This window comes from Micromonospora sp. LA-10, assembly GCF_051853095.1.
GTDB classification, from domain to species: domain Bacteria; phylum Actinomycetota; class Actinomycetes; order Mycobacteriales; family Micromonosporaceae; genus Micromonospora; species Micromonospora echinospora_A.
Genome location: NZ_CP195710.1, coordinates 5,555,606 through 5,580,739, shown reverse-complemented (window position 1 = coordinate 5,580,739; position 25,134 = coordinate 5,555,606). Strand labels below are relative to the sequence as shown.

Annotated in this window: 31 protein-coding genes; 3 read left to right on the top strand and 28 right to left on the bottom strand. The window is 74.6% G+C overall.

Annotated elements, in window-relative coordinates:
- The first annotated feature begins 13 nt into the window (after positions 1–13).
- Together ACSDG8_RS26365 and ACSDG8_RS26360 are read left to right on the top strand one after the other, a co-directional pair.
- On the top strand, positions 14–649 hold the full coding sequence (locus tag ACSDG8_RS26365) for a YczE/YyaS/YitT family protein (RefSeq protein ID WP_210897370.1): 636 nt from the start codon (positions 14–16) through the stop codon (positions 647–649).
- 116 nt (positions 650–765) lie between these two features.
- The gene (locus ACSDG8_RS26360; protein ID WP_116507423.1) at positions 766–1,227 is read left to right on the top strand and encodes a hypothetical protein; all 462 of its coding nucleotides are present in this window, start codon (positions 766–768) and stop codon (positions 1,225–1,227) included.
- 15 nt (positions 1,228–1,242) lie between these two features.
- Here ACSDG8_RS26360 and hisF read toward each other — a convergent pair whose 3' ends face one another.
- The 12 genes from hisF to hisD form a co-directional block, all read right to left on the bottom strand.
- Positions 1,243–2,010: an imidazole glycerol phosphate synthase subunit HisF gene (gene hisF, locus ACSDG8_RS26355; RefSeq protein WP_210897368.1), complete on the bottom strand. Its 768-nt coding sequence runs from the start codon at positions 2,008–2,010 to the stop codon at positions 1,243–1,245.
- An 85-nt stretch (positions 2,011–2,095) separates the two neighbouring features.
- Positions 2,096–3,103 carry an NADP-dependent oxidoreductase gene (locus tag ACSDG8_RS26350; protein ID WP_210897366.1) on the bottom strand — a complete coding sequence of 336 codons (1,008 nt, stop codon included), beginning with the start codon at positions 3,101–3,103 and terminating at the stop codon, positions 2,096–2,098.
- Positions 3,100–3,525: an organic hydroperoxide resistance protein gene (locus ACSDG8_RS26345; protein WP_210897364.1), complete on the bottom strand. Its 426-nt coding sequence runs from the start codon at positions 3,523–3,525 to the stop codon at positions 3,100–3,102. Before ACSDG8_RS26345 ends, ACSDG8_RS26350 begins: the two co-directional genes overlap by 4 nt.
- A gap of 1 nt (position 3,526) precedes the next feature.
- Entirely contained in the window at positions 3,527–3,973 is a 447-nt protein-coding gene (locus ACSDG8_RS26340) for a MarR family winged helix-turn-helix transcriptional regulator (RefSeq protein WP_210897362.1), read from the bottom strand.
- Between the two features lie 80 nt (positions 3,974–4,053).
- Positions 4,054–4,470, bottom strand: coding sequence for a RidA family protein (locus ACSDG8_RS26335; RefSeq protein ID WP_210897360.1), 417 nt, complete (start codon positions 4,468–4,470; stop codon positions 4,054–4,056).
- Entirely contained in the window at positions 4,467–5,195 is a 729-nt protein-coding gene (gene priA, locus ACSDG8_RS26330; protein ID WP_210897358.1) for a bifunctional 1-(5-phosphoribosyl)-5-((5-phosphoribosylamino)methylideneamino)imidazole-4-carboxamide isomerase/phosphoribosylanthranilate isomerase PriA, read from the bottom strand. The genes ACSDG8_RS26335 and priA overlap by 4 nt, the downstream gene beginning before the upstream one ends.
- Before the next feature lie 19 nt (positions 5,196–5,214).
- The gene (locus ACSDG8_RS26325; RefSeq protein ID WP_210897356.1) at positions 5,215–5,535 is read right to left on the bottom strand and encodes a hypothetical protein; all 321 of its coding nucleotides are present in this window, start codon (positions 5,533–5,535) and stop codon (positions 5,215–5,217) included.
- Between the two features lie 19 nt (positions 5,536–5,554).
- Complete coding sequence (gene hisH, locus ACSDG8_RS26320; protein WP_210897354.1) at positions 5,555–6,178, bottom strand: imidazole glycerol phosphate synthase subunit HisH; 624 nt, start codon at positions 6,176–6,178, stop codon at positions 5,555–5,557.
- A complete protein-coding gene (locus ACSDG8_RS26315; protein ID WP_210897352.1) occupies positions 6,178–6,345 on the bottom strand; it encodes a hypothetical protein in 168 nt (55 codons plus the stop codon). The genes hisH and ACSDG8_RS26315 overlap by 1 nt, the downstream gene beginning before the upstream one ends.
- A complete protein-coding gene (gene hisB, locus ACSDG8_RS26310; RefSeq protein WP_030500263.1) occupies positions 6,345–6,956 on the bottom strand; it encodes an imidazoleglycerol-phosphate dehydratase HisB in 612 nt (203 codons plus the stop codon). Before hisB ends, ACSDG8_RS26315 begins: the two co-directional genes overlap by 1 nt.
- A complete protein-coding gene (locus tag ACSDG8_RS26305) occupies positions 6,953–8,026 on the bottom strand; it encodes a histidinol-phosphate transaminase (protein WP_210897350.1) in 1,074 nt (357 codons plus the stop codon). Before ACSDG8_RS26305 ends, hisB begins: the two co-directional genes overlap by 4 nt.
- Positions 8,023–9,348 carry a histidinol dehydrogenase gene (hisD, locus tag ACSDG8_RS26300; protein ID WP_116507438.1) on the bottom strand — a complete coding sequence of 442 codons (1,326 nt, stop codon included), beginning with the start codon at positions 9,346–9,348 and terminating at the stop codon, positions 8,023–8,025. The genes ACSDG8_RS26305 and hisD overlap by 4 nt, the downstream gene beginning before the upstream one ends.
- Positions 9,349–9,456: 108 nt before the next feature.
- Between hisD and ACSDG8_RS26295 the strand changes: the two genes are divergently transcribed.
- On the top strand, positions 9,457–10,161 hold the full coding sequence (locus tag ACSDG8_RS26295; protein ID WP_073830991.1) for an LON peptidase substrate-binding domain-containing protein: 705 nt from the start codon (positions 9,457–9,459) through the stop codon (positions 10,159–10,161).
- Here ACSDG8_RS26295 and ACSDG8_RS26290 read toward each other — a convergent pair.
- The 16 genes from ACSDG8_RS26290 to murC form a co-directional block, all read right to left on the bottom strand.
- The gene (locus ACSDG8_RS26290) at positions 10,127–10,960 is read right to left on the bottom strand and encodes a DUF2567 domain-containing protein (protein WP_210897348.1); all 834 of its coding nucleotides are present in this window, start codon (positions 10,958–10,960) and stop codon (positions 10,127–10,129) included. The genes ACSDG8_RS26295 and ACSDG8_RS26290 overlap by 35 nt on opposite strands.
- A 49-nt stretch (positions 10,961–11,009) precedes the next feature.
- A complete protein-coding gene (locus ACSDG8_RS26285; RefSeq protein WP_210897346.1) occupies positions 11,010–12,566 on the bottom strand; it encodes an ATPase in 1,557 nt (518 codons plus the stop codon).
- A gap of 141 nt (positions 12,567–12,707) precedes the next feature.
- Positions 12,708–13,562 (bottom strand): hypothetical protein, encoded by an 855-nt coding sequence (locus ACSDG8_RS26280; RefSeq protein ID WP_210897344.1) that lies wholly within the window; start codon positions 13,560–13,562, stop codon positions 12,708–12,710.
- 2 nt (positions 13,563–13,564) lie between these two features.
- On the bottom strand, positions 13,565–14,509 hold the full coding sequence (locus tag ACSDG8_RS26275; RefSeq protein ID WP_210897342.1) for an RluA family pseudouridine synthase: 945 nt from the start codon (positions 14,507–14,509) through the stop codon (positions 13,565–13,567).
- The gene (gene lspA / locus ACSDG8_RS26270; protein ID WP_210897340.1) at positions 14,506–15,105 is read right to left on the bottom strand and encodes a signal peptidase II; all 600 of its coding nucleotides are present in this window, start codon (positions 15,103–15,105) and stop codon (positions 14,506–14,508) included. Before lspA ends, ACSDG8_RS26275 begins: the two co-directional genes overlap by 4 nt.
- 66 nt (positions 15,106–15,171) lie before the next feature.
- Positions 15,172–15,591, bottom strand: a complete 420-nt coding sequence (locus tag ACSDG8_RS26265; RefSeq protein ID WP_030500254.1) for a TraR/DksA family transcriptional regulator — start codon at positions 15,589–15,591, stop codon at positions 15,172–15,174.
- 223 nt (positions 15,592–15,814) lie between these two features.
- Positions 15,815–17,320 (bottom strand): potassium/proton antiporter, encoded by a 1,506-nt coding sequence (locus ACSDG8_RS26260; protein ID WP_210897338.1) that lies wholly within the window; start codon positions 17,318–17,320, stop codon positions 15,815–15,817.
- A gap of 22 nt (positions 17,321–17,342) precedes the next feature.
- Complete coding sequence (locus tag ACSDG8_RS26255; RefSeq protein WP_210897336.1) at positions 17,343–17,651, bottom strand: DUF167 domain-containing protein; 309 nt, start codon at positions 17,649–17,651, stop codon at positions 17,343–17,345.
- A 2-nt stretch (positions 17,652–17,653) separates the two neighbouring features.
- Positions 17,654–18,550 carry a hypothetical protein gene (locus ACSDG8_RS26250; protein ID WP_439427301.1) on the bottom strand — a complete coding sequence of 299 codons (897 nt, stop codon included), beginning with the start codon at positions 18,548–18,550 and terminating at the stop codon, positions 17,654–17,656.
- A gap of 72 nt (positions 18,551–18,622) precedes the next feature.
- Complete coding sequence (locus ACSDG8_RS26245) at positions 18,623–19,426, bottom strand: DivIVA domain-containing protein (RefSeq protein WP_013287595.1); 804 nt, start codon at positions 19,424–19,426, stop codon at positions 18,623–18,625.
- A gap of 41 nt (positions 19,427–19,467) precedes the next feature.
- The gene (locus ACSDG8_RS26240) at positions 19,468–19,773 is read right to left on the bottom strand and encodes a YggT family protein (RefSeq protein ID WP_030500249.1); all 306 of its coding nucleotides are present in this window, start codon (positions 19,771–19,773) and stop codon (positions 19,468–19,470) included.
- 28 nt (positions 19,774–19,801) lie between these two features.
- Entirely contained in the window at positions 19,802–20,500 is a 699-nt protein-coding gene (locus ACSDG8_RS26235) for a cell division protein SepF (RefSeq protein ID WP_210897332.1), read from the bottom strand.
- Between the two features lie 193 nt (positions 20,501–20,693).
- A complete protein-coding gene (locus tag ACSDG8_RS26230) occupies positions 20,694–21,440 on the bottom strand; it encodes a YggS family pyridoxal phosphate-dependent enzyme (RefSeq protein ID WP_210897329.1) in 747 nt (248 codons plus the stop codon).
- A gap of 9 nt (positions 21,441–21,449) precedes the next feature.
- The gene (gene ftsZ, locus ACSDG8_RS26225; RefSeq protein WP_210897327.1) at positions 21,450–22,565 is read right to left on the bottom strand and encodes a cell division protein FtsZ; all 1,116 of its coding nucleotides are present in this window, start codon (positions 22,563–22,565) and stop codon (positions 21,450–21,452) included.
- 247 nt (positions 22,566–22,812) lie between these two features.
- Complete coding sequence (locus ACSDG8_RS26220; protein ID WP_210897325.1) at positions 22,813–23,631, bottom strand: cell division protein FtsQ/DivIB; 819 nt, start codon at positions 23,629–23,631, stop codon at positions 22,813–22,815.
- Positions 23,628–25,109, bottom strand: coding sequence for a UDP-N-acetylmuramate--L-alanine ligase (gene murC, locus ACSDG8_RS26215; RefSeq protein ID WP_210943217.1), 1,482 nt, complete (start codon positions 25,107–25,109; stop codon positions 23,628–23,630). The genes ACSDG8_RS26220 and murC overlap by 4 nt, the downstream gene beginning before the upstream one ends.
- Positions 25,110–25,134: the final 25 nt, after the last annotated feature.

Below are 25,134 nucleotides of genomic sequence, written 5' to 3'. Positions count from 1 at the left end.
TAGGGTGGCATGCATGGCACCACTTGGCAATCTCGGGCACCGCTCGGCGCGACGACTCACCCAGCTCTACGCCGGGCTCGTCCTGTACGGCCTCAGCATGGCGCTGATGATCCGGTCGGAGCTGGGACTGGACCCGTGGGACGTGTTCCACCAGGGCCTCTCCCGGCAGACCGACCTCTCCTTCGGCACTGTCACCATCGCCGTCGGCGCTCTCGTCCTGCTGCTCTGGATCCCGCTGCGGCAGCGGCCCGGCCTCGGCACGGTCAGCAACGTCGTGGTGATCGGGCTGGTCGTCGACGCCACACTGGCCGTGCTGCCGCCCGGCGACGGCATGCCGGCGCGCGTCGCGATGCTGGTGGCCGGGATCGTCGCCAACGGCGCCGCCACCGGGCTCTACCTCGGCGCCGGGCTCGGCCCCGGGCCCCGCGACGGTCTGATGACCGGATTCGTCGCCCGCCATCCCCGCTTCTCGGTCCGGCTGGTCCGCACGAGCATCGAGATCACCGTGCTGGGCCTCGGCTGGCTGCTCGGCGGAACCGTCGGTCTCGGCACCGTGGCGTACGCGCTGACCATCGGCCCGCTCGCCCAGTTCTTCATCCCGGTCTTCGCGCTGCCCGCACGGCCGACGAGCGGCGCTTACGCTACGTGATCAGCGCCGGGCCGACCGCCACGGCGCGAGGCGGACCGCAACGCGCTGAGCTGCGGTGACACAGAACAGCGAAACCAGGTGTTTCCTCCGCCGTCGCGGCCGGGCATCATTCCTGCATGGGGGAGAACGGATGGCGTTGGAGCGACGCCTGGATCTTCGTCGCGCTTGTCATCGCCAGTGGCGCCGGCCGGCACCGGCGGTCCGCGTCGACACGCCGCCCCGAAGGCGTCCGGCTGGCCGACGTGCTCTCCACAGCCGACCACCTCAACCAGGCCATCCCCGAGCGGCACGAGGTGGAGGGCGCGGTCCGGCGGCTCGTCGGCGCGGGCCTGGTCAGCGTCTCCGACGGCTGGTTCCGGGTCACCCCGGACGGTGAGCAGCTGTGGCGCACCCGTCCCAGCGCCGGGCTCGGCACCACTGTGGACACCGTGCAGGGCGTGCTGACCCGCCGGCACCCGCCGGGCGAGTCCGAGTGGCAGCTCGACGAGGACGACCACGCCGCCGCCGTGCAGGAGTACGTGGTCCGCTCGATCCCGATGCCGCGCCGCTCCCCCGAGGGGCGCTCCGGCCGGCAGTGACGCCGGCCGCCTGCCTCAGCGCACCGGGTGCCCGGCCCCGCGCAGCGCGTCCTTGACCTGGCCGACGGTCAGCTCGCCGAAGTGGAAGACGCTCGCGGCGAGCACCGCGTCCGCCCCCGCGCCGACGGCCGGCGGGAAGTGCGCCACCTCGCCCGCGCCGCCGCTGGCGATCACCGGCACGTCGACCACCTCCCGGACCGCCTGGATCAGCGGCAGGTCGAACCCGGCCTTGGTGCCGTCGGCGTCCATCGAGTTGAGCAGGATCTCACCCGCGCCCAGCTCGGCGCCGCGCTCCGCCCACTCGACCGCGTCCAAGCCGGTGCCGCGCCGCCCGCCGTGCGTGGTCACCTCGAAGCCGCTCGGCGTCGCGCCGTCCGGGGCGCGGCGCACGTCCAGCGAGAGCACGAGCACCTGGCGGCCGAACCGGTCGGCGATCTCGGCGATCAGCTCCGGGCGGGCGATGGCGGCGGTGTTCACGCCCACCTTGTCCGCCCCGGCCCGCAGCAGCGTGTCGACGTCGGCGACCTGACGGACGCCGCCGCCCACCGTCAGCGGGATGAAGACCGACTCGGCGGTGCGCCGCACCACGTCGAGCATGGTGCCCCGGTCACTGGACGAGGCGGTGACGTCGAGGAAGGTCAGCTCGTCCGCGCCGGCCCGGTCGTACGCCGCCGCCAGCTCCACCGGGTCGCCCGCGTCGCGCAGGTCGAGGAAGTTGACCCCCTTGACCACGCGCCCGGCGTCCACGTCCAGACAAGGGATGACCCGTACCGCCACCGTCATGCCCCGAGCCTAGCCAACGCGCGGGCGGTGGTGACCGCCGGTGAGGCCGGTCACCACCGCCCGTGGTGGTGCGCGTTCGCGCCGGTCAGAGACGAACCAGCATCTTGCCGAGGTTCTCCCCGCGCAGCAGGCCGAGGAACGCCTCGGGGGCCTGCTCGATGCCGTCGATCACCGTCTCGTCGTACGACAGCCGGCCCTCGCGCAGCCAGCCGGCCACCTCCTGCACGAACTGCTCCCGCAGGTGACCGTGGTCGCTGACGAGGAAGCCGCGCAGCGTCAGGCGCTTGCCGATCACCAGCGCCAGGTTGCGCGGGGCGGCCGGCGGCTCGGTGGCGTTGTACTGCGCGATCATGCCGCAGATGGCGGCCCGGCCGTGCAGGTTCATCGCCCCGATCGCGGCCTCCAGGTGATCGCCGCCGACGTTGTCGAAGTACACGTCGACGCCGTCCGGGGCGGCCGCCCTGAGCTGCTTGGACACCGGGCCGTCGTGGTAGTCGAACGCGGCGTCGAAGCCGAGCGCGGTGAGCCGCTCGACCTTGGCCCGGGAACCGGCGCTGCCGATCACCCGGCCGGCGCCGCGCAGCTTCGCGATCTGGCCGACCATGCTGCCCACCGCGCCGGCCGCGCCGGAGACGAAGACCGTCTCCCCCGGCTTCATGGCGGCCACGTCCAGCAGCCCGGCGTACGCGGTCAGCCCGGTCATGCCGAGCACGCCCAGGTACGCGGTGACCGGCGCCAGATCGGGGTCGATCTTGCGCGCGCCCCGGGCGTCCACGAGCGCGTACTCGCGCCAGCCGAGCCCGTGCAGCACGACGTCGCCGGGCTTGACGCCCCCGGCCTCGCCGGCCACCACCTCACCGATCGCGCCCCCGTCGAGCGGGGCGTCGAGCGCGAACGGCGGCACGTACGACTTGACGTCGTTCATCCGCCCGCGCATGTACGGGTCGACGGACATGAACCGGTTGCGGACCACGACCTGCCCCGGGCCCGGCGTCGGCACCTCGGTGGTGACCAGCCGGAAGTTCTCCGGGGTCGGCCAGCCGTCCGGCCGGGACGCCAGATGGATCTCCCGGTTCACCCGCACCTCGCTCATCGGGCCTCGCGGACCGTGCGGGTGACCTCGATGTTGCCCCGGGTCGCGTTGGAGTAGGGGCAGACCTGGTGGGCCGCGTCAACCAGCTGCTCGGCGGCGGCGCGCTCGACAGCGGGCAGGTCCACCACGAGCGTCACGGCCAGGCCGAAGCCGCCGCTGCCGTTCGGGCCGATGCCCACCTCGGCCTCGACGACCGAGCCGGAGACGTCCGCCTTGGCCTTGCGGGCGACCACGCGCAGCGCGGAGTGGAAGCAGGCCGCGTAGCCGGCCGCGAAGAGCTGCTCCGGGTTGGCCGCGTCGCCGGCGCCGCCCATCTCCTTCGGCACGGCGAGGTCCAGCTCGACGGTGCCGTCGGAGGTGCGGACGTGACCGTCGCGGCCGTCGCCGGTGGCGCGGGCGGAGGCGGTGTAGAGCACCTGCATGTCACTGCTCCTTCTGTCGGTGGATCGTCTCGGTGACCCGGGTGAGGATGCCGTGGAGGAAGACCAGTTCGGCCTCGGTGAGCCCGGTGGCAATGGCCACCTGCCGCGGCACCTCGCACATCCGCTCCCGCAGGGCCCGGCCCTGGCCGGTGAGGCCCACCTCGACCCGGCGCTCGTCGGCGGCCGAGCGGGTACGCACCACCAGGCCGGCCGCCTCCAGCCGCTTGAGCAGCGGGGAGAGCGTGCCGGAGTCGAGCCGGAGCGCGGCGCCGAGCTCGGAGACCGTGGGGGCGTCGTCGTCGCGCTCCCAGAGCACCAGCAGCACCAGGTACTGCGGGTAGGTCAGACCGTGCTCGTCGAGGATGGGCCGGTAGACGTCGGTCATGGCGCGCGACGCCGCGTAGAGCGCGAAGCACACCTGCCGGCGCAGCACCAGATCATCGGTCACCGTGAAACCGTAACGCACAATTAAGTTGTGCACAACCGATCGGCGCATGGTCCGGAGCGCGCGACGCGCCCCGGACACCGTCAGCCGACGGGGAGATACGCCTCCAGCTCGACCTCGACCAGCAGGTCCGGGTCGATCAGCCCGGCCACCACCACCATCGTCGCCACCGGGCGCACCGGCCCGAACACGGCGTTGTGGGCCCGGCCCACCTCGTCGGCGTAGATCCGGTCCGTCACGTACATCCGGGTCCGCACCACGTCGCCCGGCCCCGCGCCGACCTCGGCCAGCGCGTCCAGGCCGATCCGGATCGCCTGCGCGGTCTGCGCCGCCGCGTCGCCCGCGTGCGCCACCCGGCCGTCCACAGTGGAGGTGCAGCCGGCCGTGATCGCCAGCGAGCCCGCCCGGACCACCCGGGAGTAGCCGTACAGCGCCTCCCACGGGCCGCCCGAGCCGAGCCGGGTCACCACCCCGGCGTCCACGGGCGGCTCGGCCGTCACGCGCCGGCCCGCAATGTGGCCAGCGCCTCGGCGACGGTGAACGCGCCCGCGTAGAGCGCCTTCCCGGCGATCACGCCCTCCACGCCCACCGGCTCCAGCGCGGCCAGCGCCCGCAGATCCTCCAGCGTGGACACGCCGCCGGAGGCGATCACCGGGGCGTCGGTACGCCCGCACACCTCGCGCAGCAGGTCCAGGTTCGGCCCGCGCATGGTGCCGTCCTTGGTGATGTCGGTGACCACGTACCGCGCCGCGCCCGCCGCGTCGAGCCGGGCCAGCACCTCGTAGAGGTCGCCGCCGTCGCGGGTCCAGCCGCGCGCCGACAGGGTACGGCCGCGCACGTCCAGCCCGATCGCCACCCGGTCGCCGTACTCGCCGCAGATCCGGTCGCACCACTGCGGGTCCTCCAGCGCGGCGGTGCCGATGTTGACCCGGGCCGCCCCGGTGCCCAGCGCCGCCCGCAGCGACTCGTCGTCCCGGATGCCGCCGGACAACTCCACCTTCACGTCCAGCTTGCCGACCACCTCGGCCAGCAGCGCGGCGTTGGAGCCCCGCCCGAACGCGGCGTCCAGATCCACCAGGTGGATCCACTCCGCGCCGTCGGACTGCCAGGCCAGCGCCGCGTCCAGCGGGTCGCCGTACGTGGTCTCGCTACCGGCGGCGCCCTGCACGAGCCGGACGGCCTGGCCGTCGGCGACGTCCACGGCGGGCAACAGGGTGAGGCTCAACGCTTCTCTCCTCGGGTCCTCAACGACGGTCCAGCGCGATCACCACGACCGCGGGCAGGACCAGCAACAACAACGCGACCAGCACCAGCCGCAGCGCCAGGTCGTCCACCAGGCTCCAGATGGCGACCACCGCCACGGCGGTGAGCACCAGGATCGTCGCCCGCTCACGCCGGGTGTGCCGGCGCAGCCGGCCGGTACGCCCCCGCCGCGGCGACGACGTCAGCCGGCGTACCAGAGAACGACGCCGCTCCCGGCGAGCCACCCGGCGGGCACGGACGGCGCGCTCCCGCTCCTGCTCGGCCTCGCGCTCCGCCCGGCGGCGGGCCCGCTCCTTGCTCACCCGGACGCCCGCGCGCCGGTCACAGCGTGCCGAGCCAGTTGCGCAGCAGCGCGGCCCCGGCGTCGGCCGACTTCTCCGGGTGGAACTGCGCGGCCGACAGCGCGCCCCGCTCCACCGCCGCCACGAAGTCCGTGCCGTGGTGCGCGGTGGTCACCGTGGCGCCCGCCTCGGCCAGCGCCGCCGGCTCGGTCACCCCGTAGGAGTGCACGAAGTAGAACCGGGTGTCGGCCGGCAGGCCGGCGAACAGCGTCGAGCCGGCCGGCGGGCGCACGGTGTTCCAGCCCATGTGCGGCAGCCGTCGCGCGGGCAGCCGGGTCACCCCGCCGGGCAGCAGCCCCAGCCCCTTGGTCACCACGCCGTGCTCCTCGCCGTGGCCGAAGAGGATCTGCATGCCGACGCAGATGCCCAGCACCGGCCGCCCGGCGGCGACCCGCTCGGCGATGACCGGCCCGGCGCCCAGCGCCTCGATCCCGGCCATGCAGGCGGCGAACGCGCCGACGCCCGGCACCACCAGGCCGTCGGCCGACGCGGCGGCGGCCAGGTCGTCGGTCACAGTCACCTCGGCGCCGGCCCGCGCCACCGCGCGCTCGGCCGAGCGCAGGTTGCCCGAGCCGTAGTCGAGCACCACCACCCGCCGCGCCATCAGCTCTCCCCCGGCAGCAGCCAGAGCAACCCGGCGGCGGTGGCCAGCACGGCCAGCAGGCCGGTGATCACCACGGCGGCGCGGGGCGCGCCCTGCTTGATCAGCGACCACGTGCCGCCGACCAGCAGCCCGGCCAGGATCAACACCAGAGTGGGCAGCACCTTCATCAGAGCGCGCCCTTCGTGGACGGCACCACACCCGCGTTACGCGGGTCAAGCGCGGTGGCCTCGCGCAGCGCGCGGGAGACGGCCTTGAACTGCGCCTCGACCACGTGGTGCGCGTCCGGGTGGCCGCCGGGACGGGCCGCGCGCAGCACGTCCACGTGCAGCGTGATCCGGGCCGACTGGCCGAACGACTCCCAGATGTGCCGGGTCATGCTCGTCGGGTAGACCGGCCCGATGTACGGGGCCAGCGCCGGCTCGTCGTGCACCACGTACGGGCGGCCGGACAGGTCGACGGCGGCCCGGACCAGCACCTCGTCCATCGGGACGGTGGCCGAGCCGTACCGCCGGATGCCGGCCTTGTCGCCGAGCGCCCGGTCGAACGCGGCGCCCAGCGCCAGCGCGGTGTCCTCCATCGTGTGGTGCGCGTCGATCTCCAGGTCGCCGACGGTGTGCACGGTCAGGTCGAAGCCGCCGTGCCGGGCGATCTGGTTGAGCATGTGGTCGTAGAAGCCGACGCCGGTCTCGATGTCGGCCTTGCCGGTGCCGTCGAGGTCGATCTCGACGAGCACCTTGGTCTCGTTGGTGACCCGCTCGATCCGGGCGATCCGGCTCATGAAACGTTCTCCATCGCGGTGAGGAAGGCGTCGGTCTCGGTCGGGGTGCCGGCGGTGACGCGCAGCCAGCCGGGCAGGCCGACGTCGCGCACCAGCACGCCGGCATCGAGCAGGGTACGCCAGGCCACCGCCTGGTCCCCGTCGACGGCGAACAGCACGAAGTTGGCGTCGCTGTCGGCCACCCGGTGGCCCCGCTCGCGCAGCTCGGCGACGATCCGGTCGCGCTGGCGCATGATCGCGGCCACGGTGCCGAGCAGGGCGTCCCGGTGCGCCAGCGCCGCGCGGGCGGCGGCCTGGGTGAGCGCGGACAGGTGATAGGGCAGCCGGACCAGCTGCACCGCGTCCACCACCGCCGGGTCGGCGGCCAGGTAGCCGAGCCGGCCGCCGGCGAAGCCGAACGCCTTGCTCATGGTGCGGGTCACCACCAGCCGCGGGTGACCGGGCAGCACCGCGAGCGCGCTGACCGTGCCGGGCCGGGCGAACTCGGCGTACGCCTCGTCCACGACCACCATGCCGGGCGCCTCGTCCAGCACGGCGGCGACCACCGCCGGGTCGAGCGCGGTGCCGGTCGGGTTGTTCGGCGAGCAGAGGAACACCACGTCGGGCCGGTGCTCACGGACCTGGGCCACCGCCTCGTCGGCGGTGAGCCCGAAGTCCGCGCCGCGGCGGGCGGGCACCCACCGGGTGCCGGTGCCGAGCGCCAGCAGCGGGTGCATCGAGTACGCCGGGGTGAAGCCGAGCGCAGTGCGCCCCGGACCGGCGAACGCCTGGAGCAGCTGCTGCTGGATCTCGTTGGAGCCGTTCGCCGCCCACACGTGGTCGGCGGTGAGCCCGTGCCCCAGGTAGGCGGCCAGGTCGGCGCGCAGCGCCACGGCGTCCCGGTCCGGGTAGCGGTTGAGGTCACGCAGCTCGGCGGCGACCGCCTTGCCGATCGCCTCGACCACCGGCTCCGGCACCGGGTAGGAGTTCTCGTTGGTGTTCAGCCGCACCGGCACGTCGAGCTGCGGCGCGCCGTACGGTGTGCGCCCGCGCAGGTCGTCGCGGATCGGCAGGTCGTCGAGCGTGGTCACGACGCGCCGCCGTCGGGGAACCGGACGCTGACCGCCTGGCCGTGCGCCGGCAGGTCCTCCACCGTCGCCAGCGTGACCACGTGCGGGGCCACGTCGCGCAGCGCGTCCTGCGTGTATTCGATCAGGTGGACGCCGCGCAGGAAGGACTGCACGGACAGCCCGGAGGAGTGCCGGGCGCAGCCGCCGGTGGGCAGCACGTGGTTGGAGCCGGCGCAGTAGTCGCCGAGCGACACCGGCGACCAGGCGCCCACGAACACCGCTCCGGCGTTGCGGACCCGCAGCGCCCACTCTCGCGCGTTCTCGGTCTGGATCTCCAGGTGCTCGGCCGCGTACGCGTCGACCACCCGCAGCCCCGCCTCCAGGTCGTCGACCAGGACCACGCCGCTCTGCTCGCCGCGCAGCGCGGTGCCGATCCGCTCGGCGTGCTTGGCCGCGGGCGCCTGCCGGGCCAGCTCGGCGTCGACCGCGTCGGCCAGCGCGGTGGACGGGGTGACCAGCACGCTGGCCGCGAGGGGGTCGTGCTCGGCCTGGCTGATCAGGTCGGCGGCGACGTGCGCCGGGTCGGCGGTGTCGTCGGCCAGGATCGCGATCTCGGTCGGGCCGGCTTCGGCGTCGATGCCGACCACGCCGCGCAGCAGCCGCTTCGCGGCGGTGACCCAGATGTTGCCCGGGCCGGTGATCATGTCGACCGGCTCGCAGCGCTCGTCCCCGGCCGGGTCGACGCCCGCGCCGTACGCGAGCATGGCGACCGCCTGGGCGCCGCCGACGGCGTACACCTCGTCCACGCCGAGCAGCGCGCACGCGGCGAGGACCCGCCGGTCGGGCAGGCCGTCGTTGTCCTTCTGCGGCGGGCTCACCACCACCAGCGAGCGCACCCCGGCCGCCTGGGCCGGCACCACGTTCATCACCACAGTCGACGGGTACATGGCCAGGCCGCCGGGGACGTAGAGCCCGACCCGGTCGACCGGCACCCACCGCTCGGTCACCGTGCCGCCGGGCACCACGGTCGTGGTGTGATCGGTGCGGCGCTGGTCGTCGTGCACCTTGCGGGCCCGGGTGATCGATTCCAGCAGCGCGGCGCGGACCTGCGGGTCCAGCTCGCCCTCGGCGGCGCGGATCGTCTCGACCGGCACCCGCAGCCGCTCCGGGGAGACACCGTCGAACCGTTCGCTGGCCTCCCGGATCGCCGGGTACCCATGCTCGCGGACCGCCTCGACGAGCGGGCGGATCCGCTCGACCGCCACGGAGACGTCGAGCTGGGCACGGGGCAGCAGGCGGCGCGGGTCACGTGCCCCGCCGCGCAGGTCGATCCGATTCAGCACGCCTGCGAGTCTAGGCCGCCGCCCCGGCGACCGGCCCGGGCCGCCCGCACGCCGGGACGGTGAGCCGGGACACGCGCGGGCGGGCGGGTTGGGGATACGCTCGATCGCGTGAGCGCACGGCTGCCGGTGTTCCCGCTCGGGACCGTCCTCTTCCCGGGGCTGGTCCTTCCGCTGCACATCTTCGAGGAGCGCTACCGGGCGCTTGTGCGCCACCTGGTGGCGCTGCCCGAGGGCGCGCCGCGCGAGTTCGGCGTGGTGGCGATCCGGGCTGGCTGGGAGGTGGCGCCGGCCGGGCCGCCGGGGCGTTTCGGGCTGACCGCCGGCGAGGTCACGCTGCACGAGGTGGGCTGCACCGCCGAGCTGCGGCAGGTCACCGAGCTGGCCGACGGCGGGTTCGACATCGTCACAGTGGGCCGGCGCCGGTTCCGCCTCGCCGAGGTCGACCACGCCGCCGAGCCCTACCTCACCGCGGAGGTGCGGTGGCTGCCCGAGCCGGGCGGCCCGGACGAGGTCGCCGACCTGCTGGCGGCCCGCGTGATCTCGGTGTTCCGGCAGTATCTCGGCCTGATCCGCCCGGACCAGCAGGAGATCTCCGAGCAGTTGCCGGAGGACCCGACGGTGCTGTCGCACCTGGTCGCCGCGACCGCCGCGCTGACCGTGGACGACCGGCAGCGGCTGCTCGCGATCGACGACACGGCCGCCCGCCTGCGGGCCGAGCTGCGCCTGCTCAACCGGGAGACGGCGTTGCTGCGGCAGGTCCGGGCGGTGCCGGTGCCGCTCAGCGAGCTGGCTGGTCTCCCGGCGCCGAACTGAACCCCGGCGGAGGCGGCGGCCACCCGCCGTCGAACTCCGGCTCCGGCCGCAGCGACGGCCACCGCGACCAGCCCGCGAGCAGCGTGTACGTCACGGCCGCGCCGAACGCGGCGAGCAGCAGGTTGCCGTGCGGCAGCGGGAGCGGGCCGAACCAGTCGACGCCACCGGCGCGCAGGTCGACGGGTTTGGTGAAGGCGGTGCCCGGCGGCGCGGTCTCCACCAGCCGCTGGAACGTGGACAGGCCGATCCGGCGGCCGACCTGCCAGGCCACCACCGCCGCGCCGAGACCGCCCAGGGTGACCGCTAGCAGGCCCGCCGGGCCGCGCCGGCGGCGCAGCACCACCCACAGGGCGATCGCGGCGAGCACGCCGAAGCCGAGGGTCAGGAGGCTGAACCAGCCGTCCGCGGCGATCGGCTGCTCCGGCTGCGTGGTGGCGTAGACCGCGCCGGCCGGTGTCTGCCGTACCGGGGTGGCGGGCGCCGCCCACACCCAGAGCAGCCCGAGCGGCGCGCCGAGCGCGGTGAGCAGCGCGGCAACGCCGAGGGTGGTCGCCACGACCCGGCCGGCGGACCGCCGGGCCGCGGGCGACGCTCCGGGCAGCTGCGCCACGACGCCCGGATGCCCGGCCAGCGGGTCGGCGCCGGGCGCGGTGACCGGGGTGCCGGCCGGCACCGGCAGTCCGCCGGGCCAGCCGGGCGGTCCGCCGGGCCAGGCGGGCGGCTGCTCGCGCTCGGGCCGCGCCTCGCCGCCGTCGGTACGCTCGCGCGTCCGCTCGGGATCAGGGGTGTCCGGAGTCACCCGTTGATCCTCTCAGGCCGGGGCACGGCGCGGGGCGGTGGTCGCCGCCTCAGCGCGCGAACGGTTCCACCATCACCGCGGCGGCCTTGAGCCACGCGTTGCGGGTCTCGGCCTGGAGCTGGTGGTACTCGATCGAGGAGCCGGTCTCCAGCGCCGGGTCGTAGGGCACCACCGCCACCGCCCGGGTACGGGTGGCGAAGTGCCGTTCCAGGTCGTCCTGCAGGGAGGTGCGGCCCGGCGTCGGGCAGGAGATCAGCGTGACCGCGTTGTCGGCCAGCTCGCCCATGCCCTCCTCGTGCAGCAGGTCGAGCATCCAGTCCGCGCTGAACGCCGCGTCCTCGCGCGGCACGGTGGTCACCACGAGCTGGTCGGCGGCCTGCATCACGGTGCGCCAGTTCGGGCTCTCCACGTTGTTGCCGGTGTCCACGCAGACCACCTCGTGGGTGCGGCGCAGCAGCTCCAGCACCCGCTTGACGGTGAACTGGTCGAGCCGCTGGGCGAAGCGCGGGCTCTCCTCGCCGGCCAGCACGTCGTACGAGCCGTCGGAGGCGTGCCGCAGGTAGTCGTCGAGGTGGGACAGGAGCGTGTTGCCCTCGAGGATCTCGATCTGCGCCAGGTCGTGGATCAGGTGGCGGATGGTGCGGGCGTGCCGGGCGCTGCCGGCCCGCAGGCCGAGCGTGCCGCGCAGCTCGTTGTCGTCCCAGGCGAGCACGCCGCGCCCGCGGACGCTGCCCACTGTCGCCGCGGCGAGCACGGTGGCGGTGGTCTTGTGCACCCCGCCCTTGGGGTTGGCGAACGCGAGCACCCGGGGTGTGCCCAGCTCGCGGCGCAGCACACTGGTGGCGCGTTCCAGCTCGGCGTCCGGCTCGGGGGCACGCCACTTCGCCTGGGCCGGCGTGGCCCGGCCCGTCCGGCCGGAGCGGCCCTCCAGCGGGCTGCGCGGCGCGGGCACCACCGGTTCCGGCGCGGGCGGTACGTCCGGCCGGTAGCGGCCCCGGTCGAGCAGGGCGTACCGGGACTCGGCGGGCGGCGGCGCGGGCCGGTAGCCACCGTCGAGAAGGGAGTACCGGGACTCGGCCGGCGCCTCGGCCCGGCCGTGCGGCTCCGGTCGTGCCGGTTCGGGGCGCCAGGACGGCTCCGGCCGTGGCTCGGCGGCGAAGGGCGGGTCCGGCGCGATCGACGGCTCGGCACGCCAGGACGGCTCGGCGGGATAGGACGGCTCGGCCGGATAGGGCTGCCCGGTGCGCCAGGACGGCTCCGGGTCGGTGCGGTACGCCGGCTCGGCCCGGTAGGCCGGTTCGCCCTCGTGGCGCGGGTCGGCGCGGAAGGCGGGGTCGACCCGGAACGTGGCCTCGGCCCGGTAGCCGGGCTCGGCGCCGTACGACCCGTCGGGAGCGCGGCCGACGGCGGCGGCGCGCCCGGTCCATCCGGTGCCGGCGCCGCGGCGCGGCAGCGGGTCGGGCGGCGGCGCGTGGTGCTCCTCGCCGTGCCGGTCGGCGTCGGCGTGCTCCGCGCCGCGACCGCCGAGGCGGGCCCGGTCGAGCAGCGCCCGCCACCGCGGTGCCGGCTCGCCCTGCCGACCCCAGCCGGTCTCGCTGCCGTCCAAGGATTCGCCCTCCCCCAGCCCATCGATCTCCGCCTGACAGGCTACGAACGAAACCCTATTCGGACCACTCCCCGCGCCGCACATCGCCCGGTGTCCCGCCGCACCGTGGGATCGACCGGGTTGGCCGCGCCCGCCGATGTCTCAGGAGGTGGGAGCGGGATTGGGTGACCCGGATCCGGGAATCGGCGCGGGGGCGGTCGGTGAAGGTTCGCTCACCGTCCGTGCGGCTTCCGACGAATCGCCCATTCCGCCACCCTCGTCGGGTCCGGTGTCCGCCGGCGGCCGGGCCACGTCACGCTGCTCGGGCAGCGGCGGGGTGAACACCGTCCGGTCCAGCCGGGCGACCTCCGGCGCCGGGTCCACCACCCGCACACCCGGGCGCCCGGCGAGCGCGCGCAGCGCGTCCGGCGCGGCACGGACCACCGCGGCGTACACGCAGGCGCATCCGGTCCGGTAGGCGGCCGCCTCCCGGGTCGCGACCACGGCCCCGCTCTCGTACACCCGGCGCAGCTCCGGATCGGCGGTGGCCGCCGGGGCGGCGGCGCGCGCCCGGTAGTCGGCGGCCTCCCGGTCCTTGCGCGCGGCGACGTCGGCCATCCCGGCGACCACGTCGTCGGGCAGCCGCAGCGCCGCGATCCGGACGATCTCGGTCTGCCGGCCGGGCAGCGGCACCCGCGCCACCACCGCCGACACCGGCGCGCCGTCCAGCGCGGCGGCCGCCCGCGCCGGGGTCAGGTAGTCGGCGAACGAGACGAGCGCGTAGGCGTCGGGCGCGTCGAGCCGGGCCAGTTCCTCCCCGGCGGCGCGCAGGTACGCCGGGACGCTCGCGCCGCCGGCCACCCCGACCCGGGTCACCTCGCCGACCGTGCGGTCGCTCACCGGACGGTCCCGCCGCTGCGCCACCGCGACCACCAGCACCACCAGCGCGCAGGCCAGCGCGAGCCAGGTCAGCGCGGCGAAGCGGGACCGGCGCGGCGGCGCGGCGTCGTCGCTCATGGTCAGTCGCGCAGGATCTCCAGCGCCCGGGTGAGATCCTCCGGGTACTCGCTGACGAACGTCACCTCGTCGCCGGTGCCCGGGTGCGCGAAGCTCAGCGAACGGGCGTGCAGCCACTGCCGGGCCAGCCCGAGCCGGGCCGACAGCGTCGGGTCCGCGCCGTAGGTCAGGTCGCCCACGCAGGGGTGCCGCATGCTGGAGAAGTGCACCCGGATCTGGTGCGTGCGCCCGGTCTCCAGCCGTACGTCGAGCAGGCTGGCGGAGGGGAACGCCTCGATCGTGTCGTAGTGGGTGATGCTCGGCTTGCCGCCGGAGACCACGGCCCAGCGGTAGTCGTGGTGCGGGTGCCTGTCGATCGGCGCGTCGATGGTGCCGCGCAGCGGGTCCGGGTGGCCCTGCACCACGGCGTGGTAGCGCTTCTCCACCTCGCGGTACTTGAACGCCCGCTTCAGCGCGGTGTACGCGCGCTCGCTCTTGGCCACCGCCATGATCCCGGTGGTGCCCACGTCGAGCCGGTGCACCACGCCCTGGCGCTCGGCCGCGCCGCTGGTGGAGATGCGGTGGCCGATGCCGGCCAGCCCGCCGATCACCGTCGGGCCGGACCAGCCGGGGCTCGGGTGCGCCGCCACCCCGACCGGCTTGTCGACCACCACGATGTCGTCGTCGGCGTAGACCACTGTCAGGCCGGGCACCGCCTGCGGCACCACCGTCGGCGGGGCGGGCGGCGCGGGCAGCGTGACCTCCAGCCACGAGCCGGCCTTGACCTTGTGCGAGTTGGGCCGGGCCACGCCGTCGACGAGCGCGTCGCCGGCGTCGATCAGACCGGCGGCGGTGGTGCGGGAGAGCCCGAACAGCCGGGCCACGGCCTGGTCCAGGCGCATGCCGTCGAGCCCGTCCGGGACGGGCAGGGAGCGGGTGTCGCCGCCGGCGGCGAATGCGGAGGTCATGCGCTCTCCCGCTGCTCGGTCGCGGCGGCGTCGCGCTTCTCGTCGCGCAGCCGGGAGCCGTCGCGCTGCCGGCCGGTCAGCTCCAGGAAGACCGCCAGCACCACGCCGCAGACCAGCGAGCTGTCGGCCAGGTTGAACACCGGCCAGACCTGGCCGTACGGGTCGCAGAGGCTGATCATGTCGACCACGTGGCCGACGAAGTGCCCGGGCGCGCGGAAGATCCGGTCGATCAGGTTGCCCAGAGCGCCGCCCAGCACCAGGCCGAGCGACACCGCCCACGGCAGCGAGCGCAGCCGCAGCGCCATCCAGGCGATCCACCCGATCACCACGAACGTGATGATCGGGAAGACCCAGGTGTGGTCGGAGCCGATGCTCCAGGCGGCGCCGCTGTTGCGGGTCAGGCTGAAGTAGACCGCGCCGCCGAGCACCGACACCGGCTCCCGGCCGGTCAGCTCGGCCAGCGCGAGCTGTTTGGTGCCCAGATCCGCCAGCAGCGAGAACAGGGACACGCCGAGCAGCAGGCCGACGGCCTTGCGGCGGGGCGCGCCGGCACCCGACTCGGTGGTGCCGGAACCGGCGGGCGGTGCTGCGGTCATCTGCTCCCCATCGACGCTTGCGACGGTGTGGTCACCGTCTGCCGTACGGCCGCCGGGGAGCGGTGATCAGCGCCGCTCCTCCAGCTGCTTGCAGGTCACGCAGAGGGTGGCCGACGGGAACGCGGCGAGCCGCTCCACCGGGATCGGGTTGCCGCACCGCTCGCACCAGCCGTAGCCACCCTCGTCGAGGCGCTCCAGCGCGCGCTCGACCTGCGTGATCCGCTCCTTGATGCTGTTGGCGAGAGAGATCTCCTGCTCCCGCTCGAACGTCTTGGTGCCGGTGTCGGCCTGGTCGTCCCCGGCCGAGTCGGTCAGCCGGTCGCGCTGCAGCTCGGTGATCTCGCTCAGCGTCTGATCGTACTCGGCGTTCAGCTCGTCCCGCCGCGCCGCCAGGGCGGCCCGGATCTTCTCGGTCTCCGCCGCGCTGCGGGTGGCCTTCGGCGCGGGCTTGCGGCCGGCGGTCCTGGTGTCGGCTGGCTTCGCCATGTCAGCTCCCTCAGCCGCGTGGCGCGGCGGTCAGCGGTACGTGGGCGGGGACGCCGTCGTCGGCGTCTCCGCGTACGGAAGGGTGCACGGCGAGCGGGCCCGCCGTGCACTCCGGAGGTTGGCAAGAATACGGAACGTACAGGCGTCCGACAACGTGCCGCACCGTCGTCCCACGTATCCGCCCCGGACTGCCATCAATCGGGGCAAAAGGAACCGTAGCAGATCAGCGGGCCGTCTCCTCGCCGTACTCCCCGAACCACCGCGCCAGCCGGCCCCGGCGGCTCACCGCCCGCAACCGCCGCTCGGTCTCGTCCCGTACCCCCGCGGTGGCCACGATCAGCAGGCTGTCGCCGACCTTGAGCCGGGTGTCCGGGCCGGGCACGAAACCGACGCCGTCGCGCAGCACCAGCGTGACCGCGGCGCCCACCGGCAGCCGCAGCTCGTCCACGTGCACCCCGGCCAGCCGGGACCCGCCGGGCACCTCCAGCTGGAGCAGGTCCGCGCGCATCCGCTCCAGCGGGGCGGTCTCCAGCATGATCTCGTTCGGCTCGGCCGGGGCGATCACGCCCAGCCGGCGGGCCGCCGACGCCAGCGTGCCGGCCTGGAGCAGCGTGAAGATCACCACCAGCACGAAGACCGCGTCGAAGAGGCGGTCCGCGCCCGGCACGTGCAACGACAGCGGGATGGTGGCCAGCACCACCGGCACCGCGCCGCGCAACCCGGCCCAGGACAGGAAGAGCTGCTCGCGCAGATTGACCCGGAACGCCAGCGCGGAGACCGCCACCGACAACGGCCGGGCGAGCAGCAGCAGGGCCAGCCCGGTGATCACGGCGGGCAGCACCGCGGTGTCCAGCCGGCTCGGCGAGACCAGCAGGCCGAGCAGCACGAACAGGCCGATCTGGGCCAGCCAGGCCAGCCCGTCGGCGAAGCCGAGGATGGCCTGCCGGTGCGGCAGGCGGGAGTTGCCGAGCAGCACGCCGGCCACGTACACGGCGAGGAAACCGGAGGCGTGAATCACCGAGCCGGCCGCGTACGCCAGCACGGTGAAGCCGACCACCGCGATCGGGTACAGGCCGGCCGACGGGAGCGCGGCCCGGCGCAGCGCGTACCGCCCGGTCAGCCCGGCGCCCACCCCGACCGCCGCGCCGACGCCCAGCTCGTAGCCGAGCAGCAGCGCCTCGTACCACCACGGGTGGGCCACCTCGGCCCCGGCGCGGGAGAGCAGCAGCACCACGAGCACGACGGGCGCGTCGTTCACCCCGGACTCGGCCTCCAGCGCGGCCACCAGCCGGGGCGGCAGGCGCAACCGGCGCAGCGTGGCGAACACGGCCGCGGCGTCGGTCGAGGAGAGCACTGCGCCGTAGAGCAGCGCCAGCCGCCAGTCCAGGTCGAGCAGCAGGTGCACCACCACGCCGACGACCACGATGCTGACCACCACGCCGACGGTGGACAGCGTGGCCGCGAGCCCGAGCACCGGCCGCAGCGTGCTCCACCGGGCGGTCAGTCCGCCCTCCGCGATGATCACGATGAGCGCGCAGAAGCCGAGCACCCGGGTCAGCTCGACGTCGTCGAAGCGGATACCCAGCCCGGCCTCGCCGAGCAGCACCCCGAGCGCCAGGTAGACCAGCAGGCTCGGCACGCCGAGCCGGGTGGAGAACCGCACCGCACCCACCGCGACCAGCAGCACGGCGGCGCCCACCAGCAACGCGACGTCGAGCCCGGGGGTCATCGCCGACCGGCCCGGGCGGATCTCACGGCGTGCTGCCGTCGCGCAGGCGCAGCAGCACCTCGGGCAGCCCGTCGTGCGCGCGTTCCACCTGGAAGAGCTTGTCCCGGCTGGCCGCGCCGGAGCGCAGCGACACGGTCGCCGGCCGGACGCCGAGCGCGTCGGCGAGCGCCCGCCGGGCCGCCTCGGTCGCGCGGCCGTCGACCGCCGGCGCGTGCACCGCGACGACGAGCGCGGGGCCGTACGGCCCGTCGTACCGGCCGCCGACCCGGGCCCGGGCCGCGCCGGGCTTGACCCGCACCGCGACGGTGAGCGTGTCGTCCGCGATCGTCATGGTCAGCGGGGCCGGGCCTCGGCCAGCAGGGTGGTGGCGGCGGCGCACTGCGCGCACGGGGTGAAACCCAGCCCGACCGCCTCGGCGACCGGGATCGGCTCGTCCTCCCGGCCCACCAGATGCGGGCAGCCGGGCAGGTGGAAGCGGGGGTGGCCGTCGACCACCAGGACCTCGCCGGGCAGCCGCACCAGCCGGGCCACCTGCCCCGGCGAGAGGAACTCGGCCGGCGGGTCACCGTCGAACGCCTCTCCCGGCGCGGGCGAGGTTGGCCGCGTGGTCTCCGCGGCGCGCTGGCCGGGGGGCGAGTAGGGCGCCGCGAACAGGGGCTCCGCGTCGGACGGCGGCTCCACGTCCGCCGACGCGGACGGCCCGTCGGCGGTCCCGGACGTGGGCGGGTACGGCTCGCTGTCGAAGCCCGTCGCGTACGGCCCGGCGGACGGCTCGCCGTCGAACGGCGGCGCGTACGGCCCGGCGGACGGCTCGCCGTCGAACGGCGGCGCGTACGGCCCGGCGGACGGGGGTGTGGACAGCTCGGCGTCGAACGGGTCGGCCGGTGGTGAGTACGCGGCCGGCGGCGGGGCGTCCGGCTCGGTCACCGGCGATCCGGGCGGTTGCCGCCACCCGGATCCGCCGGCGCCGACCGTGGACGTGTGGTGCGGGACCGGGCTCACCGGGTCGTCCGGAGACGGGACGGTGTGCGCGGTCCGGGTACGCGAACCGGTCGCCCGGCCGGCCGTGGCCCGCGTCGCGGCCGCCTGGCGGGCGAACGCGACGAAGACGACGGCGGACAGGACGCTGGCCGCGATCGAGACGATGAGCAGGAGGCTGGATCCGCCGGCGAGACCGGCGATCAGCAGCACGACCGCGACGAGGATGAGCAGGATGCTGGCGGCTACCACGGCTCACCCCCGGCCGCGTCGTGTCGGTCTGGGCGGTCGGTGGCCGTCACGGGGACGGCCACCGACGCGGGATCAGCGGCCGGACTCGAGCGAGCCCGCGCGGCCACCGCCGTAGGAGCCGGCGAGGCCGGCCGCGGCGAGACCGTTGCTGCCGGCGGCACGGGTGCCCTCGGCGCGGTTCATCTCGACCTCGAGGCCCTGGCCGCGACCGTCGAGGTCACGCAGCTGGCTCTCCAGGTACGCCTTGAGCCGGGTGCGGTACTCGCGCTCGAACTGCTTGAGCTCCTCGATGTGCTTCTGCAGCGCGGTGCGCTTGGCGTCCAGGCCGCCCATGGCCTCCTGGTGCCGCTGGCGGGCGTCCCGCTCCAGGGCGTCAGCCTTGGCGCGCGCCTCCCGGGTGACCTCCTCGGCCTTGGAACGGGCCTCGGAGAGCAGCTGGTCGGCCTCGCGACGGGCGTCGGAGACGTGGTCGTCGGCGGTGCGCTGGGCCATCATGAGCACCCGCAGCGCCTGCTGCTCGCCGTCCCCGGTCACCCCGGCCGGGCCGCCCTGCGTGCGTACCTGCTCCAGCTCGGCCTGCATCGCGCGGGCCGCCTGCTCGGCGGCCGCCTTGTCGCGCTGCACCCGGTCGAGCTGGGCCTTGACGTCGTTGAGCTCCGCCGCGAGGCGGGCGTCACCGCCGGGGCCGGCGGGAGCGCCACCCCGACCGCCGCGCTCCACCTGGGCGCGCAGCTCGTTGTTCTCCTCGATCAGACGGGCCAGCTCGCGCTCGACCTCGTCCAGGAAGGCGTCGACCTCCTCCTCGTCATACCCCCGCTTGCCGATCGGCGGCTTTTTGAAGGCGACGTTGTGAACGTCGGCCGGGGTCAGCGGCATCGAAACTCCTCGGGTCAGTTGCGGCCGCGAAAGCGCTCTGGTCAGGCAAACGCGAAGATCAGGCGCCTAAACACGAACTCCATCAGCACGAACAGGATAACCAGGAGCACAAGGGAGGCCAGGTCGATGCTCACGGTACCAATTCGCAGTGGCGGGATCACACGCCTCAACGCTCGCAGGGGCGGATCAGTGACGCTCCACACGACTTCCAGTCCCGCCGACGCTCCCCGGCCCGGTTGCCAGCGGCGACCATAGGCCAGCACCGCCCCCATAACAAATCGCGCCAAAAGGACAATTAGGAAGATGTACAGCAGCAGGTAGAGCACCTGGAACAGGATCGACAACACGGCAGGCGACGTCCCTCGGTCATGTGGATCAGCTCAGGCTGAAGAAGCCGCCCTCAGCGATCTTGGCCTTGTCCTCCGCGGTGACCTGGACGTTGGCCGGTGAGAGCAGGAACACCCGGTTGGTCACGCGCTCGATCGTACCGCGCAGGCCGAACGCGAGCCCGGCGGCGAAGTCGACAAGACGACGGGCGTCCGCCTCGTCCATCTCGGTGAGATTGATGATGACCGGTACGCCGTCGCGGAAATGCTCGCCGATGGTCCGTGCCTCGCGGTACGTGGTCGGGTGCAGCGTGGTGATCTGGTAGCGCTGCTCGTCCTCCGGAGCCACCGCCCGCTCGCGCGGCTGGGCCTGCGGCGCGAGCGCGAGATTGTCCCGCGTGTGGTAGGTCAGCGCGCCCGAGGTCTCGCCGGAGGAGGACCGGGTGATCGACCGGACGCTGGACCGCTCGGCCCGCTCCGGGCGCTCCACGTCGCCCCGGTCGGTGTCGACCGACCGGCTGGAGGCGCGCTCGGACAGCCGGCCCCGGTCGCTGAGGCGGGACCGCGTCGCCGGCGGCTCCTCGGCCTCGTCGTCGTCCTCGTCGGCGAACTCCTCGGCGTACCGGCTCGACCGGTAGCGCGACGAGTCCCGGTAGCCACCCTTGTCGTAGCCACCGTCCTCGTACGCCCGCTCGTCGTCCTCTTCGACCAGACCGAGCCAGACCCCCGCCTTGCGCAGTGCACCCATCCCCGCGCCCTTCCGTCCGCCGTGCGGCACGCGCCCCCGTGCCGTGTCGCTTGATCACGAGTGGACGATCATGCCCACCGGACCGGATCGGCAATCCCCTGACGTGCGGTTCGCGGTCCGCCCGTCACGGCCCCCGGCTACGGGAACGCCGTCCTGAACAACACTGATGTAATTTGCTTCCGTCGTGCTGAGGCTACCGCAGCGCAGGGCGCATTCCGAGCAACGCGCTGCCGACACGGACATGTGTCGCGCCGTGCCCGATCGCGCTTTCCAGATCCCCGCTCATCCCCGCCGACAGCACCGTGGCGCCCGGATGGTCGGCCCGCAGACGCGCCGCCACCTCCGCCAGCCGGGCGAACGCCCGGTCCGGTTCCCAGCCCAGCGGCGCCACCGCCATCAGGCCGGCCAGCCGCAGCGCGTCCGCGCCGGCCACCGCCGCGGCCACCGGGTCGAGCCCCCGCTGCGGATCGGCATCGCCCGGCAGCGCCCCGCCCCGGGCCGGATCGCCGTCGATGCTCACCTGCACCAGCACGTCCAGCGGCCGGTCCCGGACCGCGCCCCCGGCGGCGTCCAGCGCGGCGGCCAGCCGCACGCTGTCCACCGACTGGACCACGTCGGCGTACCGGACCACCGACCGGGCCTTGTTGCGCTGCAACTGGCCGATGAAGTGCCAGCGCGGCGACTCCCCGGCCCCGGCCACCGCCGCCGCCTTGCCGGCCGCCTCCTGGTCCCGGTTCTCCCCCACGTCGGTCACGCCCAGCCCGGCCAGCGCGACCACGTCCGACGCCGGGTACGTCTTGGTCACCGCGACCAGGGTGACCTCGTCCCGCTGCCGCCCGGCCGCCGCGCAGGCGTCGGCGATGCGGGCCCGGACCCGGGCCAGGCCGGCCGCGAGTTCGGCGCGGCGCTCGGGCCGCACCGCCGTTGCTGACTCCGTCATCGGCGCGACTCAGGACCCGTTCTTGAGGAAGTCGGGCACGTCGACGTCGTCGAAGAGCACCCGCCGCGACGGCTGCTGCGGGGCCGGCATGGTGGCCGGCGGGCTCACCGGCGCGTTCTGCTGCGCCGGCGGGTTCTGGTTGCTCTTGCGCGGCGGCTCGACCGCCTTGTACGCGGGCGTGCCGCCGTCGAAGCCCGCCGCGATCACGGTGACCCGCACCTCGTCGCCGAGCGCGTCGTCGATGACCGCGCCGAAGATGATGTTCGCGTCCGGGTGGGCCGCGTCGGTGACCAGCTGCGCCGCGTCGTTGATCTCGAACAGGCCGAGATCCGACCCGCCGGCGATGGAGAGCAGCACGCCGCGCGCGCCGTCCATGCTCTGCTCCAGCAGCGGGCTGGAGATGGCCGCCTCGGCCGCCTCGACGGCGCGGTTCTCGCCCCGGGCGCTGCCGATGCCCATGAGCGCGCTGCCGGCGCCGCTCATCACGCTCTTCACGTCGGCGAAGTCCAGGTTGATCAGACCCGGCGTGGTGATCAGATCGGTGATGCCCTGGACGCCGGAGAGGAGCACCTGGTCCGCGGTGCGGAACGCGTCCATCATGGAGATGTTGCGGTCGCCGAGCGCGAGCAGCCGGTCGTTCGGGATCACGATGAGCGTGTCGCACTGGTTGCGCAGCTCCTCGATGCCCACCTCGGCCTGGACCTGCCGGCGCTTGCCCTCGAACGAGAACGGCCGGGTGACCACGCCGATGGTGAGCGCGCCGAGCTTACGGGCGATGTTCGCCACGACCGGGGCGCCGCCGGTGCCGGTGCCGCCGCCCTCGCCGCAGGTCACGAACACCATGTCGGCGCCCTTGAGGACCTCTTCGATCTCGTCGCGGTGGTCCTCGGCGGCGTTCTTGCCGACGTCCGGGTTGGCGCCCGCGCCAAGTCCCCGGGTCAGCTCCCGGCCCACGTCGAGCTTGACGTCGGCGTCGCTCATCAGCAACGCCTGCGCGTCGGTGTTGATCGCGATGAACTCGACGCCCTTGAGCCCAACCTCGATCATCCGGTTGACGGCGTTGACGCCGCCGCCCCCGATGCCGACGACCTTGATGACCGCCAGGTAGTTGTGCGGAGGTGTCATCTCCGGTCCTTTCCCTTCGAGATTGGCATGGGCCGACCCCACACGGCTTGGCCGGATCAGCGGCCGGACACGTCCCTCGCGGCCTCCGACGGCTGAACCCTCACCCTCTACTAGAGGCTTAAGGTTATGTCAACCACTGATCTCTTCGGGGCAACGTATGCGCCGCCGCGCCAGGAGCCAAGGACCTGTTCCGGCGTGTCGCCGACCGAGCGATCGGGGACACAGCGCCCGGTCGCTGAGCCGCGGGTCACTCGAACGTGACCACGTCCGGCGCGCTGACGTCGATCCGGTCCGCCTTACGGCTCAGCAACGCGGTCGCCACGGTGGACTTGTCCGCCCCCCGGGAGGCGTCGCCCCAGAAGACCTGACGCTCGCCGCGCAGCTGCAACGTGATCCGGGCCAGCCCGGCCACGTCCACCGCGACCAGCTCCGCGCGCAGCTTCTCCCCCAGCGCGGCGAGCACCGCCAGGCCGGCCCGCGTACCCGGGTCGTCGGGGCCGGGCCGGGCCACCTTGACCAGCGGCAGCCTGTCCGGCGCCCGGTCCAGGCGCTGGAAGACCACACCCGAGCCGTCCACCACCACGAAGCCGTCGCCCTGCGGCACCGCCGCCACCGGCGTGCGCTCCTGCACCCGGATCACCAGCGTGCCCGGCCACTCCCGCTCCACAGTGGCGCTCTCCACCGGCGGCAGCGTGCCCACCCGGCGCGCGGTGGCGGCCAGGTCCACCCGGGCCAGCGGCTCGTCGTCCCGCACCGCCGCCGCGTCGCGGATCTGCACCGGGGTGACCAGCCGCGCGCCGACCACCCGCACCTCGCGCACGCCGAACAGGCCGGTGCCCAGCACCGTCCACGCCACCAGGCCCGCGACGGTCAGCACCGCGGCCGCCACCGCCCAGGGCAGCGCGGCGCGCATCCGCCGCTGCCGGGCCCGGGCCATGAACCGGCGGGTGGACGGCGGCACGGCGTCCGTATTGGCCCGCACGAGCTGCCAGCGCCGCGCCGGGCTGCGCCGGCCACCCCCGCCGTCCGGGCCGGGGGTACGGCCGCGGGCCGGGCCGGGACTCATCCGGCGGTGGCCGCCGCGCCGTCCGGGCCGACGCCGGCGCCGAGCTGCGTGGCGCCGCCGGAGCGGGCCAGCAGGGCGTCGAGCAACTGGTCGCCCATCAGCGAGATCGGCGGCGCGCCCATGGTCACCACCACGTCGCCGGCCCGGGCCCGGCGGGCCACCTCGGCCGGCACGTCGTCCCACGCCTCGACGAACACCTTGCGCTCGGCCGGCAGCGGCACGTCCTGGATCAGCGCGGCCGAGCCCTCACCGGGGCGGCGCTCCTCGCCGGGGCCGAACACCTCCAGCAGCACCACCTCGTCGGCGATGCCGAGCGCGGCGGCGATCTCCGCATGGTTGTCGCGGGTGCGGTAGAGCCGGTACGGCTGGAACACCACGATCAGGCGGCCGTCGCCGGCCACCTCACGCAGCGTCTGCAGGGCCAGCGTCATCGAGGTCGGGTGGTAGGCGTACTCGTCGTAGACCAGCACGCCGTCGGCCACGCCCTTGCGCTCGAAGCGCCGCCGCACGCCGGGGAACGCGCCGAGCGCGGCCTCCGCCGCCGGGACCGGCAGCTCCAGCAGGTACGCGGCGAGCACCGCGGCGGCGCTGTTGAGCGCCATGTGCCGCCCCGGTACGGGCAGCCGGAACTCGCCGAACGCCCGGCCCTCGATCTCGGCCTGGTAGCGCACGCCGTGCGCGGAGGAGACCACCTCGCTCATCCGCAGGTCCGCGTCGGCGGACTCGCCGTACGTCCAGACCCGGCGGCCCTCGGCGCGCAGCGTGTCGGCCAGCCGCCGCCCGCCCGGGTCGTCGGCGCAGGTGACCACGAAGCCGGCCGGGTCGGTGAGCCGCGCGAACTCGGCGAACGCCGCCTCCAGCGTGGCCAGGTCGCCGTAGGTGTTGAGGTGGTCCGCCTCGATGTTCGTGATGATCGACACGAACGGGCGGTAGATGAGGAAGGAGCGGTCGCTCTCGTCCGCCTCGACCACGAAGTGCTCGCCGGTGCCGTGGTGCGCGCCGGAGCCGACCTCGGAGATCTCACCGCCGATCACGAAGGACGGATCGGTGCCGGCCTGCTGGAGCACCATGGTGACCATCGAGGTGGTGGAGGTCTTGCCGTGGGTGCCCGCCACCGCCACCGTGCGGCGGCCGGTCATCGCCGCGGCGAGCGCCTCGGACCGGTGCAGCACCCGCAGGCCCCGCCGGCGCGCCTCCACCATCTCCAGGTGGTCCTGCGGGATCGCCGAGGAGTAGACGACGGTGTCCACCCCGTCGAGGTTGGACGCCTCGTGGGTGGAGTGGATGGTGCCACCGAGCGCCCGCAGGCCCGCCAGCGACGGCCACTCCCGCAGCTCGCTGCCGGAGACCGGCAGGCCACGGGTGAGGAACAGCCGGGCCAGCCCGGCCATCCCGACCCCACCCACGCCGATCAGGTGGATCCGGCCCAGGTCCTCCGCGGTCATGGTGCCGGCGGGGGTGAACTGCGCGGTGTTCATCAGACGTACCTTCCCGTCACGGCGC